This window comes from Bradyrhizobium sp. CCBAU 45394 (genome assembly GCF_028128655.1).
Classification (GTDB): domain Bacteria; phylum Pseudomonadota; class Alphaproteobacteria; order Rhizobiales; family Xanthobacteraceae; genus Bradyrhizobium; species Bradyrhizobium diazoefficiens.
Genome location: NZ_LBIX01000173.1, coordinates 54,106 through 68,148 on the forward strand (window position 1 = coordinate 54,106; position 14,043 = coordinate 68,148).

Annotated in this window: 14 protein-coding genes and 1 pseudogene; 5 read left to right on the forward strand and 10 right to left on the reverse strand. The window is 64.8% G+C overall.

Going from position 1 to position 14,043, the window contains the following annotated elements:
• Nucleotides 1–173: 173 nt before the first annotated feature.
• Together WN73_RS31650 and WN73_RS44755 are read left to right on the forward strand one after the other, a co-directional pair.
• The gene (locus WN73_RS31650) at nucleotides 174–2,423 is read left to right on the forward strand and encodes an ABC transporter substrate-binding protein (RefSeq protein ID WP_028175099.1); all 2,250 of its coding nucleotides are present in this window, start codon (nucleotides 174–176) and stop codon (nucleotides 2,421–2,423) included.
• Between the two features lie 33 nt (nucleotides 2,424–2,456).
• A pseudogene (locus WN73_RS44755) lies at nucleotides 2,457–2,543 on the forward strand (RadC family protein); the annotation flags it as partial.
• Nucleotides 2,544–2,636: 93 nt separating this feature from the next.
• Here WN73_RS44755 and WN73_RS31655 read toward each other — a convergent pair.
• The 3 genes from WN73_RS31655 to WN73_RS31665 all read right to left on the reverse strand — a co-directional run bounded on the left by WN73_RS31655 (nucleotide 2,637) and on the right by WN73_RS31665 (nucleotide 4,464).
• Entirely contained in the window at nucleotides 2,637–3,500 is an 864-nt protein-coding gene (locus tag WN73_RS31655) for a hypothetical protein (RefSeq protein ID WP_231166616.1), read from the reverse strand.
• 103 nt (nucleotides 3,501–3,603) lie between these two features.
• Nucleotides 3,604–3,924, reverse strand: a complete 321-nt coding sequence (locus WN73_RS31660; RefSeq protein WP_011082914.1) for a YMGG-like glycine zipper-containing protein — start codon at nucleotides 3,922–3,924, stop codon at nucleotides 3,604–3,606.
• 165 nt (nucleotides 3,925–4,089) lie between these two features.
• Nucleotides 4,090–4,464: a hypothetical protein gene (locus tag WN73_RS31665; RefSeq protein ID WP_028175101.1), complete on the reverse strand. Its 375-nt coding sequence runs from the start codon at nucleotides 4,462–4,464 to the stop codon at nucleotides 4,090–4,092.
• Between the two features lie 289 nt (nucleotides 4,465–4,753).
• Between WN73_RS31665 and WN73_RS31670 the strand changes: the two genes are divergently transcribed.
• The gene (locus tag WN73_RS31670) at nucleotides 4,754–6,142 is read left to right on the forward strand and encodes a peptidoglycan-binding protein (RefSeq protein ID WP_028175102.1); all 1,389 of its coding nucleotides are present in this window, start codon (nucleotides 4,754–4,756) and stop codon (nucleotides 6,140–6,142) included.
• A gap of 57 nt (nucleotides 6,143–6,199) precedes the next feature.
• On the opposite strand, the gene WN73_RS31675 is transcribed toward WN73_RS31670, so the two are convergent.
• From WN73_RS31675 to WN73_RS31705, 7 genes are all read right to left on the reverse strand, one after another.
• Nucleotides 6,200–7,486, reverse strand: coding sequence for an RNA polymerase sigma factor (locus WN73_RS31675; RefSeq protein WP_028175103.1), 1,287 nt, complete (start codon nucleotides 7,484–7,486; stop codon nucleotides 6,200–6,202).
• 133 nt (nucleotides 7,487–7,619) lie between these two features.
• Complete coding sequence (locus WN73_RS31680; RefSeq protein WP_011082918.1) at nucleotides 7,620–8,027, reverse strand: YciI family protein; 408 nt, start codon at nucleotides 8,025–8,027, stop codon at nucleotides 7,620–7,622.
• A 118-nt stretch (nucleotides 8,028–8,145) separates the two neighbouring features.
• Nucleotides 8,146–8,838 carry an AprI/Inh family metalloprotease inhibitor gene (locus WN73_RS31685; RefSeq protein WP_028175104.1) on the reverse strand — a complete coding sequence of 231 codons (693 nt, stop codon included), beginning with the start codon at nucleotides 8,836–8,838 and terminating at the stop codon, nucleotides 8,146–8,148.
• Nucleotides 8,838–9,827: a 2-hydroxyacid dehydrogenase gene (locus WN73_RS31690; RefSeq protein ID WP_011082920.1), complete on the reverse strand. Its 990-nt coding sequence runs from the start codon at nucleotides 9,825–9,827 to the stop codon at nucleotides 8,838–8,840. Before WN73_RS31690 ends, WN73_RS31685 begins: the two co-directional genes overlap by 1 nt.
• Nucleotides 9,827–10,645 (reverse strand): ABC transporter permease, encoded by an 819-nt coding sequence (locus tag WN73_RS31695; protein WP_011082921.1) that lies wholly within the window; start codon nucleotides 10,643–10,645, stop codon nucleotides 9,827–9,829. The genes WN73_RS31690 and WN73_RS31695 overlap by 1 nt, the downstream gene beginning before the upstream one ends.
• Nucleotides 10,642–11,457: an ABC transporter ATP-binding protein gene (locus WN73_RS31700; RefSeq protein WP_028175105.1), complete on the reverse strand. Its 816-nt coding sequence runs from the start codon at nucleotides 11,455–11,457 to the stop codon at nucleotides 10,642–10,644. The genes WN73_RS31695 and WN73_RS31700 overlap by 4 nt, the downstream gene beginning before the upstream one ends.
• Nucleotides 11,458–11,467: 10 nt before the next feature.
• Nucleotides 11,468–12,490 carry an ABC transporter substrate-binding protein gene (locus WN73_RS31705; RefSeq protein ID WP_011082923.1) on the reverse strand — a complete coding sequence of 341 codons (1,023 nt, stop codon included), beginning with the start codon at nucleotides 12,488–12,490 and terminating at the stop codon, nucleotides 11,468–11,470.
• Between the two features lie 153 nt (nucleotides 12,491–12,643).
• Here WN73_RS31705 and WN73_RS31710 point away from each other — a divergent pair, with 153 nt between their 5' ends.
• Nucleotides 12,644–13,450 carry a creatininase family protein gene (locus WN73_RS31710; RefSeq protein WP_028175106.1) on the forward strand — a complete coding sequence of 269 codons (807 nt, stop codon included), beginning with the start codon at nucleotides 12,644–12,646 and terminating at the stop codon, nucleotides 13,448–13,450.
• A gap of 139 nt (nucleotides 13,451–13,589) precedes the next feature.
• Entirely contained in the window at nucleotides 13,590–13,853 is a 264-nt protein-coding gene (locus tag WN73_RS31715; protein ID WP_028175107.1) for a hypothetical protein, read from the forward strand.
• Nucleotides 13,854–14,043 lie beyond the last annotated feature (190 nt).

Genomic DNA, 14,043 nt, shown 5'->3' on the forward strand with positions numbered 1-14,043 from the left:
CGGCCCGGACTTCCGGCACCACGCACTTTCCTTCATCCGCCTTGAATGGTCGTAGATCTTGCCGGTGGCGATGGGGCGGGCTTGAAAAACGCTCTCAGCGGCGGCAATCTCGGCCTGATTGAGGCCTCGATCTGGAGAATCTCGGCTTATGCCGATCGATGCGAGGATCGACGATGAAGCAGCGGCTTATAATGTGGCTTGCCGTTGTTGCGGGCGTCGCCCTGGTGCTCGCCGTCGCCTGGGCCGCCATCCTGTGGACTCGCCCGGAGCCTATTCGCATCGCGTTCGCCAATTCGCTCTCTGGACCGTCGGCCCCGGCCGGGACGGAAAGCCTGGTCGCGACGCAGCTTGCAATCGACGAGGTGAACGCCAAGGGTGGCGTCAACGGACGGCTAATTGAACTCGTTCTGTTCGACGACGCAAGCGATCCAGCCGTGGCGCGCGCGAACGCGCAGGCGATCGCCGAAAGCCCATGCGTCGCTGTGCTCGGCCATTATCTCAGCTCCGCTTCGCTCGCGGCAGCGCCGGTATATAAGGATGCGCGGATTCCGGCGCTCACGGGAAGCGCGGCTGCCGACGATCTGACATCCACCAATGATTACTATTTTCGTGCGTTGGCGCCGGTCTCCGCGCAGGCGCGCTCGATCGCGGAACATCTGCGCGCCGTGATGAAGGAGCCAAAAGTCCGTCTTGTTCACACGCGCGATTCCTACGGCAAGAATTTTGAGCATGGATTTGCCGCGGCCTATCCGGCGGAGCAGTTGCACGTGTTCGGACTGGACGTCGCAGCCGGTCAGATCGGATCGATGGATGGGACGCTAGCCGCTGCCGCGCAGGAGCCCGGACCCGGCGTTATCGTCGTCGGCGCGGCACCCGATTTTAGCCCAGACATCGTCAAGGCGCTGCGCCGCCACGGCATCAAGGGAACGATCATCGCATCCCAAGGCGCGGCCCGCGAAAGCTATTTGCAGAATTTCGCCAACGAGCCCGAGGAAAAATCGCATCCGGGTTTCTTCAGCGAGAATCTGTATGCCGCTTCATCGCTGATGTTCGACAGCGCAGGCGTGGCGGCGCAGGCCTTTGCCGTCGACTACAAGGCGAAAGCCGCTACCTCGCCAAGCTGGGTTGCCGGCGGCGCGTATGACGCCGCGCGCCTGATGATCGATGCGCTGAAACGAGCTGCCGTACATCACCGGTTTATGGGGCAGGGGATTCAGAAACGATCCGACAGCAAGGTTGCGGATCGCGACCGGGTGCGCGCCGCACTGGCCGCGATCGACAGTCCGAAATCGGCGGTCGTCGGGCTGACGGGGCGGCTCTATTTCAACGCGAACCGCGACATTCCGCGCCCGATCCGAATGGGTTTCTTCCATTACGGTCGGTTCGTCACGGCGCCGCAGCAACTCGTGCGCATCGATCAGCCTGATGGAATCGATCTCGCCGCGGAACAGGAGAAGGGCCATGTCATCGCGTTCGAGGATCGGCGCTACTGGATTCAGCGCGTCGTCTATACCGGCATCGACATCATTCGCGTCAGCCGGATCGACGTGAAGCAAAATTCGTTCAACGTCGACTTCTATCTCTGGATGCGATTCGCTGGCGACGATGAGGCGCAGACGCACGTCGAATTCCCGGCATTGCTGGATCGCGGGGCGTTCGATCCAGCTCGGCCGATTCAGGCTGGACACGAAGACGGCCTGAGTTACCGGCTCTATCGCATCACCGGCGATTTCAAGGCCCATTTCGATCTCCATGATTATCCATTCGACACGCAGCAATTGCATCTACTTTTTCAGAACACGGAACAGCGGCGGGAGCTCATCACCTATGTCATCGATCGGTTCGGCTTGCGCCTCGCCGACGACGGAAGCTCGCGGGCCGAGGACGGGGCCTATTCCGGGCTTCCGCTCTGGCGATTTCTCGGGCTGAACTATTTCGTCGAATCCCTGTCCAGCGGATCGACGCTCGGAAAGGCGCCTTTGTTTGGTGCCGAGGCAAGGACGGAATTCGCAGGCTTCGATGCGGCCATCATGCTGCGCCGCAGCTCCGCCATCTACATGCTGAAGAACCTACTGCCGCTGTTTCTGCTCGTGCTCGTCGTATTCGCCACGCTGTTCTTTCCCGAAACCATGTTTCGTGAACGCGTGACGATCCCAGTGACCTCGATCCTGGCGAGCGCGGTGCTGCTCGTAGCGGTGAACAGTCAGATCGGCGATGTCGGATACACGGTGGTGGTCGAAGAGATGTTCTACATCTTCTTCGTACTATGCCTGATGGCGATGTTGGCGGGCTACAGACATGAAAAACTTCGGGACGCGGGCCGAAAGCGCGTCGCTGTTGTTTCGGATCACGTAGCACAGATCATTTATGCCGGGACGGTGCTCGCTATCATCGTCGTGCTCTACCGGCGTTATGCCGTGTGAGGCAGGCGTGGATACCTCGCCGGCCCGCCACACATCACCAGGTCGCTCGGCATCGCCGTGCACGACCACATCACCGTCGGCAGAAGTGGCCACGCCAGCTTGCGCGGGATGCGGTTGATCCAGGGCTCCAAATCGTGGCGGCGGATTGAGAGGAAGTCCCGCCTATCTTATCAGTGCCTGCCGCTGAATCGGCCGCATGGCTCTCAGGCCATCTCACCGAACCAGTTGCCACCCTTTCGGCGTCCAGCGCAGCAGCGCGGCGGAAAGCGGCTTCGGCGCGCGCGCCATGACGTTCCTGGCGAGCGTCCGCAGCGCGTCGAGCGCGGCGCCGCTGTCTTCGCTTGCATAGAGCACGAGATCGGCCGACGGCGCCGCCACGATCAGGACGCCACCCTGGGCCTGCGCGAGCGGCGCCCAGCTGTCGATCAGCGCAAGCCGGCTGGTCTGATAGTAGTCTCCCTTCAGCGTACCGAATTGTCCTGATGGGACCGCCTTTGCGGCGGTCGCGAGCGGCTTCATGCTGCTGCGCAGATTGGCGATGGCGATGTCGAAGACCTGGTCCGGCGTCAGGCCGAGCGCAGCACGATCCTTGTCATTGAACACCCGTATCGTCCGCGGCGAATCCAGCACCGGGACGATCACCAGCCCCTCTGCCAGAGGCCGCGTCAGGGCCGGACCGCGCGCATCGACCTCCCGAAGCGCCTGCCGCATGTAATCGGCCGAGCGCACGACCACGCGCAGCGCTGCTCTGGTGGGAGGATCATTCCGATTGCTTGTCGTTGCCACGACGCCGCTGACATAGGTGCCGATCTCCTTGCTGCAGGCGCCCGTGTTGGTCTTGCAGAAGGCGTAGATGCGATCGAGGTTGGCTTGCAGAGGGCCGATCGAAAGCGTCAGCGGCCCCTTGATCACGACAGGGGTGTCACGAATCTCGGCGCGGATGCGCTCGGCCACGAAAGCCGTAAACGCGGGTTCGTCGGCTGGAATCTGTTGCGCGCGGGCGGACCCGGCTCCGACGAGATCGCCCGCTGCGATGACGGCGATCAGAAGCCGGCACATGCGAGATCGGATAGTCATGCGATCCACCACCCCGGGATGGCGGCCCGCGGCCGATGCTCACCCCTCCCCGCCAAGTCAACCGCCGGCCGCCGTCAACCCCGCGACGCCGGCGGCTGAACGATCAATAGCAATATCGGGGATCGACCGGGACGTAGCGGCCGTCGGGGCGCTGCATGTAGCAGCCGCGCTGATAGGCGTAGTAACCGGAGCGGCGGCGCTCGCCCTCGGAAGCGATCGCGGCGCCCGTTCCGGCACCGACGACGGCCCCGATTGCGGCACCGCGGCCTCCACCGATCGCGCCGCCGAGGATCGCCCCGCCGACACCGCCGATGATCGCGCCGCCGACGGCGTCCTGGGCCGCCGCCTCATGCACCGGCATTGCCATCGCAACCGTCAGACACGCAGCGATCCCAAAACTTCCAATGCGAAGACCTCGAAGCATGCTCGACCTCCCCTGTGGTGAGCTGTGTCATAGCGCCGGAAGCGGATTCGGGCCAGAAAAATAGCCAGCGCCGCCACCTGGACGCGCCGTGATGGCGCCGGGGGGCTCTGCGAGGCGGCAGCTCAGACCGTGCCGGGTGCGGTGCACATGCCGGCCATCTCCGTGTCAGGGCTCGATCCAGCGCTGCACGGCCTCGGCGGTGTCGGCGGGCGTGGTGTTGAAGCAGATCGCCGCATTGGGCGCCAGGCGGTGGACGAGGTTGAGCACCTTCTCGAACAGCAGCAGGCGCTGCTTCGGCTCGCGCAGGCCCGCGCCGATCACGATGCAGTCGAAGCTCTCGTCGCGCAACGCCGCCGTCACCGCCGCTTCCGCAGCCGCGTCGAGATCGATCAGGCAGCTCGTGACCTCGTAACCGAGACCGCGCAGGCGCAGCAGCTGGGTCTCGATATAGTTGCGCACGAGCTCCGGCGTGAGCTGCGGGAATGTGCTGTAGTCCGCAACCCCGGGTTCGATGCCGATCGCGAGGACGCGCTTGGCCATGCAAGCCTCCTGAGCAAGCCTCCTGACCGTGTGCGCTGCTAACGGGCGGACGCCCCAGCAGGTTCCAGGATCGCGGTGACCCGCGTTCGCAAGCCACATTCGGCTTGCGACCTCCGACCGCAGTGCTGCCGCCGATTTCCCGCTCAGGCTGTAACCCATTTCACACACGCCGGGCCGGCGACCTGTCACATTCTCGCAGATTACGCCGGCGTCGCGCCCTGATTACGGCGCCTGGCTCACTTTGACATGCACGGAGAGTAGATCGTTCATCCATTTGCGGGAGCGGGAAATGTTGTCATTCGAGAGTTTGAAAGACGAATACGAGCGCAATTGGGCCAGTCTCGAGGTCAGGCCCTCACGCCTCGCCGAAGCCAATGCGGTCGCACGCAAGGCCCTCAACGGCAAGGCGACCTATCAGCAGATCGAGCGGTTGACCGGCGTGCCCTGGCATTTTGCCGCGCTCTGCCACTATCGCGAATCCAACTTCGATTTCGACACTTATCTCGGCAACGGCGAAACGATCCATCGCGCGACGACCATCGTTCCGAAAGGGCGCGGCCCGTTTGCCACCTTCGTGGACGGCGCCGTGGACGCGTTCAGAATCGAGAATTTCGTTGGCGCTCACGACTGGGGTATCGCGCGGATTCTGTACCGGCTCGAGGCGTTCAACGGCTTCGGCTATCACGCCAAGGGCTGCAATTCGCCCTATCTCTATGGCGGCTCGACACTGTACGGCCCGCCCGAGGCAAGGGCCGGCAAATTCGTCCGCGATCACGTGTTCGACTCGAACCACGTCGATTCCCAGCTCGGCACCGCGGTGATCCTGCATGCGATGATGTCGCTCGATTCCTCGATCGCCATCGACGGCAGCACGCAATTCGTGGGCCGCACCGAGCCCGAGGACGACATCGCCTCGACGGTTGTTCTGATGCAGCAGGCGCTCAACAAGCTCGGCGCCAACCCGCCGCTTGCAGAGGACGGCATCAGCGGACCGAAGACCAAGGCTGCGGTCTCGCAGTTTCAGCAGCAGAACGGCCTGAGGGATACCGGCCTTCTCGACGGGGCCACGGTCGCTGCCATCACGCGCGCGACGCAGTCGGGCACCGCCGGGCAGACCGGCGATCTGTCCCAGGCCCTGAAGCGGCTGGAGGACCTCGCGCAGTTGCTGCGACCGTCAGCCGGCGGCGTAACGCCGGGGACGACGACACCGGGCAACACGCTGCCCGCCACCAACGACCCGATCAGCCTGTTCGAACGGCTCTTTTCCCTCATCAACAAGACGACGCCCATGCCAGGACCGGTCACCCCGACCAATCCCGCCCCCGTCGATCAGCTGAAGCAGGTCGTCGACCTGCTCAGCACCTTGCTCAACAAGGACGGCAAGCCCGTGCTCGGCCAGGTCAACGGCGCGCTCGGCGAGACCATCGGCAAGCTGCTCGACGGCAAGAAGACCGCGCTCGGCATCGGCGGCTCGGTGCTCACCGCGCTGCTGTCGTCGGTGACGGCAAGCCCCAATGCGGGCGGCATTGCCGGATTGCTCGGAACGATCGTGTCGGCCGTGCCGGGCCTCGGCCAGTTCGCGATGCCGATCTCGCTGGCGCTCACGGCCTGGGGCGTGCTCGGCAAGCTGGAGAAGTGGGCGCAGGGCACCGCGCCGCCGCCCAAGGCTACGACGTAAAGCCGACGACGTAGAGCCGACGACCTAACCACAACCGCGCAGCCGTTTCAGCGCGCCTCAAGCCATGCCGCCGGCATCGGCAATGTCTGCCGCACGTCGTTCCATCAACCCGCGCTCGCGCGCATTGGTTGCAAGACGGGCGGCGGTCTCGAACGATAGCCGTGCCTCGGCGAAGCGGCCGAGCCTGTGCAGAAGGTCGCCGCGCACGGCCTGAAGATGGTGATAAGTCCTGAGCGCCGGCTCGTCGGCGATCAGCTCGACGAGATCGAGCCCGGCCTGCGGCCCTTCGGCCATGCCGAGCGCGACCGCGCGGTTGAGTTCGATCACGGGCGAGCGCACCAGCGTCGCAAGCTGGCCATAGAGCTCCGCGATGCGTCGCCAGTCGGTGCTTGCGGCCGTCTCCGCGGTGGCGTGACACGCGACGATTGCGGCCTGCAGCGTGTAGAACCGGCCGGCTCCGCCGAGCTCGCGCGCGCGGTCCAGCGCCCGAAGGCCGCGCGTGATTTGGAGCCGATCCCACAGCCCGCGATCCTGGTCCATGAGCAGGATGGGCTCGCCATCGCGGTCGGTGCGGGCATGCATCCGCGCGGCATTCAGGTCCATCAGCGCCATGAGACCGTGCACCTCGGGCTCGAGCGGCGCGAGCCCGACCAGCACCCGTCCCATGCGCAGGGCCTCGTCACAGAGCTGCGGCCGCAGCCACTCCTCGCCGCGAGAGGCCGAATAGCCCTCGTTGAAGATGAGATAGACGACCTCGAGCACCGAGGCCAGACGCTCGGAAAGTTCCTCGCCGCCAGGCGTTTCGTAGGTGAGGCCCGACCGCGAAAGCGTGCGCTTGGCGCGGACGATGCGTTGGGCGACGGTTGCCTCCGTGACCAGGAAGGCGCGCGCGATCTCGTCGGTGGTCAGGCCGCAGATCATGCGCAACGCCAGCGCCGCGCGGGCCTGCCGCGGCAGCAGCGGGTGGCAGGCCGTGAAGATCAGCCGCAGCCATTCGTCACCGATGTCGTCGTCGAGGGCGGTGTCGAAATCGGGCATCGCGTCCTGTTCCTGCATCAGCTCGTGCGTCAGCAGGTCCTGCTTGCGGGTGAGCATTTTCGCCCGGCGCAGATGATCGAGCGCACGGCGCTTCGCCGTCGCAACCAGCCACGCACCGGGATTGTCCGGCACCCCGCTCAGCGGCCAGGCCTCCAGCGCGGCGACGAGAGCGTCCTGGGTCAATTCTTCCGCGAGCGTCACGTCCCGCAGCATGCGCGACAGCGTCGCGATCAGCCGCGGCTGCACGACGCGCCAAGCTGCGTGAATCGCGGCGCGGATCGCGTGATCGATGTCGGCGGCCGTCATCGCCACCGACCAGAGCCCTTTCCGTTCCGATAGAATCGGAACGGGGCTCTGGATTCTTGCTTTGACGCGTTTTCTTTACGCGAACCGGTATCCACTTCGCTTGAAAACGCACTAAGACGAGCGGTGGTGTTCATCAGGCGTGGGCGGCGACCCTGGAATGCGCGTCGATCTCGCACGCCACGTCGACGCCCGGCGTCGCGAATGCCCGCAATTCGCAGGTACCGTCCCATCCCGGCATGTGATCGAGATGCAACTGCATGAATTCCTTCGCCATGGCCAGGGCTTCCGCCTTGTCGCGCAGCTCGAAAATGGCGTAGCCGCCGATCACTTCCTTGGCCTCGACGAAGGGGCCGTCGATGACGCTGAGCTCGCCGTCGACGATCTTCACCCGTGCGCCGGTCGCAAGCGGCATCAGGCCGCCGGTGTCGAGCATTCGACCGGCCTTGATCTCCCGCTCTGATATTTTCTGCATCGCCTCCATCAGTGCCGGGGTCGGGCCCGCCATCGGCTGGCTGGAGGTGACGATGTACATGAAGCGCATGAAAAACTCCCTTGGCGCGAGCAGCGACCGTTCCGGCCGCAAACCGGCTCGCTATGGATGTGACGATTGAGCCTCGGCTAAATCGACATCCCCGAGAGAAATTATTGGCCGGGAGAAATTATTGCCGCAGCATGATCAGGGGATCAGCGGTATCGGGAACGCGCCGCCACTGCGCGTTGTCGTCGGCCTCGAACTGCCAGACATCGCCTGATTTCGACATCAGGATGATCTGGCCGCGTTCGAGCCGCCATTGCGTCGGATTGAACTGCGCGATGCCCGCATCGCATTTCGGCTTCAGGAAGACCTGGAAATTGTCCGGCCCCGCCTCGGTATTGGTCAGCGTCAGCCCGCAGACCGGCTGGCCGTTGGAGCGCACCATCGACCAGTCGCCGATCATCTGGTCCATCGACTTGGCCATCGAACGGGCGGCGGCGAGGTCCTGCAGGATGTAGACACCTTCGCCCTGCCGCAGCCCCTCGAAGATGCCGGCCTCGACCTCGGTGAAGTCGATCACCGCTTCACCGGTCGCATCCTGCAGGCGAACGATGTCGAGACCCCTGACGCTCCAGGCGACGATGTCCTTGGTGAAGGGCAGCGCGGTCTTGCAGGCCGGCTCCAGCTCCAGCTTGAAGCCCTGGCCCGCGGCGTCGCTCTTCATGGTGACCACGCAGGTCTTGCTGCGCTCGGTGGTCGAGAGCTCCCATTGCCCGGGCATCGTCTTCTTCAGGCTCGTCGCATCCTGCGCCAAGGCAGGGCCGACCGCGGCGACACATGCCGCGATGGCCAATGCAGCGACCCGAAGAATGGTCATCAGCGCCCCTTGAACGGCGTTTCCGCAACCGGGGTCAACGGCGCCTTGCCGGCGAACCAGGCCTTGAGGTTGTCGACGACGAGCTGGTCCATCGCGTTGCGCGTCACCACCGAAGCCGAGCCGATATGCGGCAGCAGCACGACGTTCTGCATGCTCTTGAGCTCGTCCGGCACGCTCGGCTCCGCTGCGAACACGTCGAGGCCAGCGGCGAGGATGGTGCCCGACTTCAGCGCCTGCACCAGCGCCGGCTCGTCGACCACCGAGCCGCGCGCGACATTGATCAGCACGCCGCGCGGGCCGAGCGCCTTGAGCACCTCGGCATTGATCATCTTGTTGGTGCTGGCGCCGCCGGGCACGATCACCATCAAGGTATCCACCGCCTTCGCCATCTCGATCAAGTCAGGGTAGTGCTTGTAGGAGACGTCCTTGGACGGGTTGCGGGAGTGGTAGACCACCGGCACCAGCGAGGCATCGAGCCGGCGCGCGATGGCCTGGCCGATCCGGCCCATGCCGACGATGCCGACCTTGCGGTCGCGCAGGGAGCCGACGCTGAGCGGATAGTTCTGCGTCTGCCAGAGGCCGGAACGGACGTAGCGGTCGGCCTTGATGAATTCGCGCACGGTGGAGATCAGCAGGCCCATCGCGACGTCGGCGACCTCCTCGGTCAGCACGTCGGGCGTGTTGGTGACGATGATGTTGTGCTCGGCCGCGTATTTGGCGTCGACGTGGTCGTAGCCGACGCCGAAGCTCGCCACCATCTCGATCTTGGGCAATTGCGACAGCGAGTCCCTGTCGGCACGCACCGTGTGATAGGTCACGGCCACGCCGCGGATCTTTTCGCGGATCGCGGGTGTCAGCCGCTCGAGGTCGCCTCGTGTCTCGGCCTTGTGCACGACGAAATGATCGGAAAACCCGTTCTCGAGGATCGGCCGCACCGGCCCATAGATCAGAAGGTCGATCTTTTCGGACGAAATCGAACCGGCGGTCATCAGTTTTCCTTTCCAAGGGCGCTTTCGTGCCAGCGCCGTAAAACGAGGTGGGAAACTAGCGCCAGCACCCCATAGATGACAATCCCGGCCAGCGACAACAGCAGCAGCGCGGCGAACATGCGGGGTATGTTCAATCGGTAGCCTGACTCGGCGATCCTGTAGGCGAGCCCGGAGCCGGCGCCGGCCGTTCCGGCCGCGATCTCGGCCACGACAGCGCCGATCAGCGACAGCCCTCCGGCGATGCGCAGGCCGCCGAGGATATAGGGCAGCGCCGCCGGCAGCTTCAGGAAGCGCAGGGTTTGTGGTGGCGAGGCGCCATAGAGCTGGAACAGGCCGGCCAGATTGCGGTCGACCGAATTGAGCCCGAGCGTGGTGTTGGAGAGCACCGGGAAGAAGGCGACGATGAAGGCGCAGACGACGACCGCGGTCTGCTGCTCCAGATAGATCAGGAGCAGCGGTGCAATCGCGATAACAGGCGTCACCTGGAGGACGACGGCGTAGGGGAATAGCGAATATTCCACCCATTTCGACTGGTTGAACAGCAGCGCCAGCGCGATACCGCCGACGCTCGCTGCCACAAATCCTTCAAGCGTGGTCAGAAGCGTGGTGGCGAGCGATTGTGACAGCACGGCCCAGTCCTTGATCAGCGTCAGGAAGATCACGGAGGGCGCGGGCAGCACGTAAGGCGGGATCTCCCTGATGCGGACCACGAGTTCCCAGGCGAGAAGCCCGGCCGCAAGCACGATGACGGGAAGCACGAAGCGCACCGCGCGGTGCGCGCCGGACGGACTGGCGGTGACGGAGGGCTGCGCGCTCATAGCACCGGTTGCCCCGAATAGGACGGCGCCAGCGCGGCCGACACCTTCCGGCAATAATCCGAATAGGCGGCCGAGGTGCGAAACTCCTCTCCGCGCGGCTCGACCGTCTCGATGCGGATGTCGGCCTGGATCCGGCCGGGCCGCGCCGTCATGACCACCACGCGCTGCGACAGATAGACGGATTCGAACACCGAATGGGTGACGAAGATGACGGTCTTGCGAAGGCTGCGCCACAGCGCGAGCAGGTCGTTGTTGAGGCGGAAGCGCGTGATCTCGTCGAGCGCCGCGAACGGCTCATCCATCAGGAGAATGTCCGGATCGGTGACGAGCGCGCGCGCCAGCGAGACCCGCATCTTCATGCCGCCGGACAGCTCGCGCGGATAGGCGTCGGCGAAATCGGCAAGCCCGACGCTCGCCAGCGCTTCGTCGGCGCGCCCGCGCGCCTCCGCCTTCGCCACGCCCGCGAGCTTCAACGGCAGCCGCACGTTCTCGCGCACGCTGGTCCAGGGCATCAGGGTCGGCTCCTGGAATACAAAGCCGATGCCATGGCCCGGCTGTGCAGGTCCCTCGTGACGCGCCATCCGCACGATGCCGGACGACGGCGCGCTGAGCTGCGCGATCAGCCGCAGCGCGGTCGACTTGCCGCAACCCGACGGTCCCAGCAGCGAGATGAACTCGCCCTTGCGCACGGCGAGATCGAGCGGCCCGAGCGCCATGACGCCGTTGTCATAGACCTTCGTCACGCCGCGCAGGCTGACGGCGAGCGCCGTCAGGCTGGCCTCGACCCCGGACGAGGTTTTGACTGGTGACATGGACCTTGCGTTACGGCTTGCTCGGACGCAGCTCGACGCCGACGCCCTTGTTGACGAAGCGCAGCGTGTAGGACTTGCGGAAGTCGAGATCCGGCTTCACCACGCCCGCCTTCACCATCTTGTTGAAGAAGGAGGTGTAGCGCTCGTCGCTCATGGCGCCGATGCCGTTCTTCAACGACTCGCCGGAATCGACGATGCCGTATTCCTTCATCCTGGCGACGGAATAGGCAAGCAGATCGTCGGTCATCTCAGGGTTGAGCTTCTTGATCATGGCATTGCCGGCGGAATTGTCGCCGTAGATATAGTTGTACCAGCCGATCATGGAGGCATCGACGAAGCGCTGCACCAGATCGGGCTTCTTCTCGGCGATGTCGCGGCGGGTCTCGATCAGGGTCGAATAGGTATTGAAGCCGTAATCGGCGAGCAGCAGCACGTTCGGCTTGAAGCCGGCGGCCTTCTCGACCGCGAAGGGCTCGGAGGTGACGTAGCCCTGCATCGCGCTCTTGGGATTGGCGATGAAGGGCTGCGGATTGAAATTGTAGGGCCGGACGTTCTTCTCGTTGAAGCCGTATTCGGACTTCAGCCACTGGAAGTAGCTGCTCATGCCCTCCTTGGAGACGAACAGGGTCAGCGGCTTGAGGTCCTCGATCTTGGCGACCTTGGCGTCCGGCTGCGTCAGCATCACCTGCGGATCCTTCTGGAACACCGCGGCGATGGTCACGACGGGAACGTTGTTGGCGACCGCATCGAACGACATCAGCGTGTTCGCGGCCATGAAGAAATCGATCTTGCCGGCGATCAGCAGCATCCGGTTGTTCTCGTTGGGACCGCCGGGGACGATGGTGACGTCGAGCCCGTACTTCTTATAGGTACCGTCGGCGACCGCCTGGAAGAAGCCGCCATGCTCGGCCTCGGCGACCCAGTTGGTGCCGAAGGTGACTTTGTCCAGGGTCTCCGCGCGCGCCGGGACGACCGAGACAAGAGCGGCCATCAAGCCCGCCGTTAACGCTCGCCGCAGATGAGAGAGGGTCATAATGGCACTCCGTCGATCGCTTCTGGCCCAATCGCTTCTGGCCCATGTGAAAGCAACGCGATAAAACCGCATGAAGTTCGGGGACGCGAGCCGGCCAGGCCCGCGTCCCCTCATACGCCAAATTACGTGACAAATTCGGGCAAAGAAACCTTGATGATGCCGTCCCGCGACTGGACCGAGATCCGCTGGGCCGACGCCGTCCCTGCGGAGACATCGCGCTGGATCGCGGTGCTGCCGCTGGCGGCGACCGAGCAGCACGGCCCGCACCTGCCGCTTGCAACCGACGTGCTGATCGCGGACGCCTATCTGGCGCGCGTGCGCGAGCTTTTGCCCGCAACCATTCCGGCCAGTTTCCTTCCCGTTGAACCGGTCGGAATTTCCACCGAGCATATCGACTATCCGGGCACGCAGACGCTGCCGACCGACGTGGCGCTGAAAAGGTGGACCGCGATCGGCGAGGAGGTCGCGCGGCGCGGGGTGAAGAAGCTCGTCATCATCACCAGCCATGGTGGCAACAGCGCGGCCATGATGCTGGTCGCGCAGGATCTGCGCGCGCATCACAAGCTGTTCGTGGTGACGACGTCGTGGTCGCGCCTGTCGGGCGCCGACAAGCTGTTCCCGGCCGAGGAGGTTCGCCACGGCATTCATGGCGGCGCGGTCGAGACCTCGATCATGCTGGCGCGCTATCCCGACCAGGTGCGCGCGGATGCGATCGCGGATTTTCCCGCGAGCAGCGTCGCGATGGAGACGCAGTATCGCTGGCTGTCGACGCAGCGGCCCGCGCCATTCGCCTGGCAGGCGCAGGATCTGAACGCCAGCGGCGCCATCGGCAATGCGACGCTGGCCGTTCCCGAGAAGGGCGCGCAATTGTTGGATCAGGGTGCGCGCGCCTTCTGCGAGCTGCTCACCGAGGTCGATAACTTCGACGTGAACAGGCTCGCCAAGGGCCCTCTCGGCTAGCCAACATCCTCCTGGAATCATTGAGGAAAGGACCTCACCCGGGGGTCGCATCCGCCGTCTTCGAACCGGACGCGCAGAGCCTCCGTCCAACTGGGCACGCGGGCCACAACGGACCGCCTCAACCCGGATGGAGTTTCACATGTCGATCAAGACCAAGATTGCCGCCGCAGCTCTCGCTGCCCTCGCCGTCACCGGCAGCATCGTGTCCACCACCTCCTCGGCCGAAGCCAAGCAGCCCGGCTGGGTCTGGGGTGTGGGTGCCGGCATCGCCACCGCCGCTGTGGTCGGCTCCGCGATCGCCGCCAGCAACGACCCCTATTACTACGGCTATCACCGCTGCGGCTGGGTCGCCCAGTACAACGCCTTCGGCCAGTACGTTGGCCGCGTTCGCAGCTGCTACTGATTTGAGTACCTGAGGCCGATCTCACGTGGATCCTGCGTCCGACACGGGCGCCTCATCCACCCCGTGTCGTGCCCCGACCCCGCCCGGCTGTCCCCCCGGGCGGGGTCAACTGTTTTGGGCCTGAGAATTTGTTGCAGTCACGTCACACAGCGGTGCGAACCATCACCTGCGGCAATCCGCTTCAGTTGCT

Bases quoted from the DNA above. Each gene is read 5' to 3' on its own strand.
- WN73_RS31660 (WP_011082914.1), bottom strand. From the start codon at position 3,924: ATGCTTCGAGGTCTTCGCATTGGAAGTTTTGGGATCGCTGCGTGTCTG.
- WN73_RS31685 (WP_028175104.1), bottom strand. From the start codon at position 8,838: ATGACCATTCTTCGGGTCGCTGCATTGGCCATCGCGGCATGTGTCGCC.
- WN73_RS31695 (WP_011082921.1), bottom strand. From the start codon at position 10,645: ATGAGCGCGCAGCCCTCCGTCACCGCCAGTCCGTCCGGCGCGCACCGC.
- WN73_RS31690 (WP_011082920.1), bottom strand. From the start codon at position 9,827: ATGACCGCCGGTTCGATTTCGTCCGAAAAGATCGACCTTCTGATCTAT.
- WN73_RS31680 (WP_011082918.1), bottom strand. From the start codon at position 8,027: ATGCGCTTCATGTACATCGTCACCTCCAGCCAGCCGATGGCGGGCCCG.
- WN73_RS31665 (WP_028175101.1), bottom strand. From the start codon at position 4,464: ATGGCCAAGCGCGTCCTCGCGATCGGCATCGAACCCGGGGTTGCGGAC.
- WN73_RS31710 (WP_028175106.1), top strand. From the start codon at position 12,644: ATGATGCCGTCCCGCGACTGGACCGAGATCCGCTGGGCCGACGCCGTC.
- WN73_RS31650 (WP_028175099.1), top strand. From the start codon at position 174: ATGAAGCAGCGGCTTATAATGTGGCTTGCCGTTGTTGCGGGCGTCGCC.
- WN73_RS31670 (WP_028175102.1), top strand. From the start codon at position 4,754: ATGTTGTCATTCGAGAGTTTGAAAGACGAATACGAGCGCAATTGGGCC.
- WN73_RS31700 (WP_028175105.1), bottom strand. From the start codon at position 11,457: ATGTCACCAGTCAAAACCTCGTCCGGGGTCGAGGCCAGCCTGACGGCG.
- WN73_RS31705 (WP_011082923.1), bottom strand. From the start codon at position 12,490: ATGACCCTCTCTCATCTGCGGCGAGCGTTAACGGCGGGCTTGATGGCC.
- WN73_RS31715 (WP_028175107.1), top strand. From the start codon at position 13,590: ATGTCGATCAAGACCAAGATTGCCGCCGCAGCTCTCGCTGCCCTCGCC.
- WN73_RS31675 (WP_028175103.1), bottom strand. From the start codon at position 7,486: ATGACGGCCGCCGACATCGATCACGCGATCCGCGCCGCGATTCACGCA.
- WN73_RS31655 (WP_231166616.1), bottom strand. From the start codon at position 3,500: ATGACTATCCGATCTCGCATGTGCCGGCTTCTGATCGCCGTCATCGCA.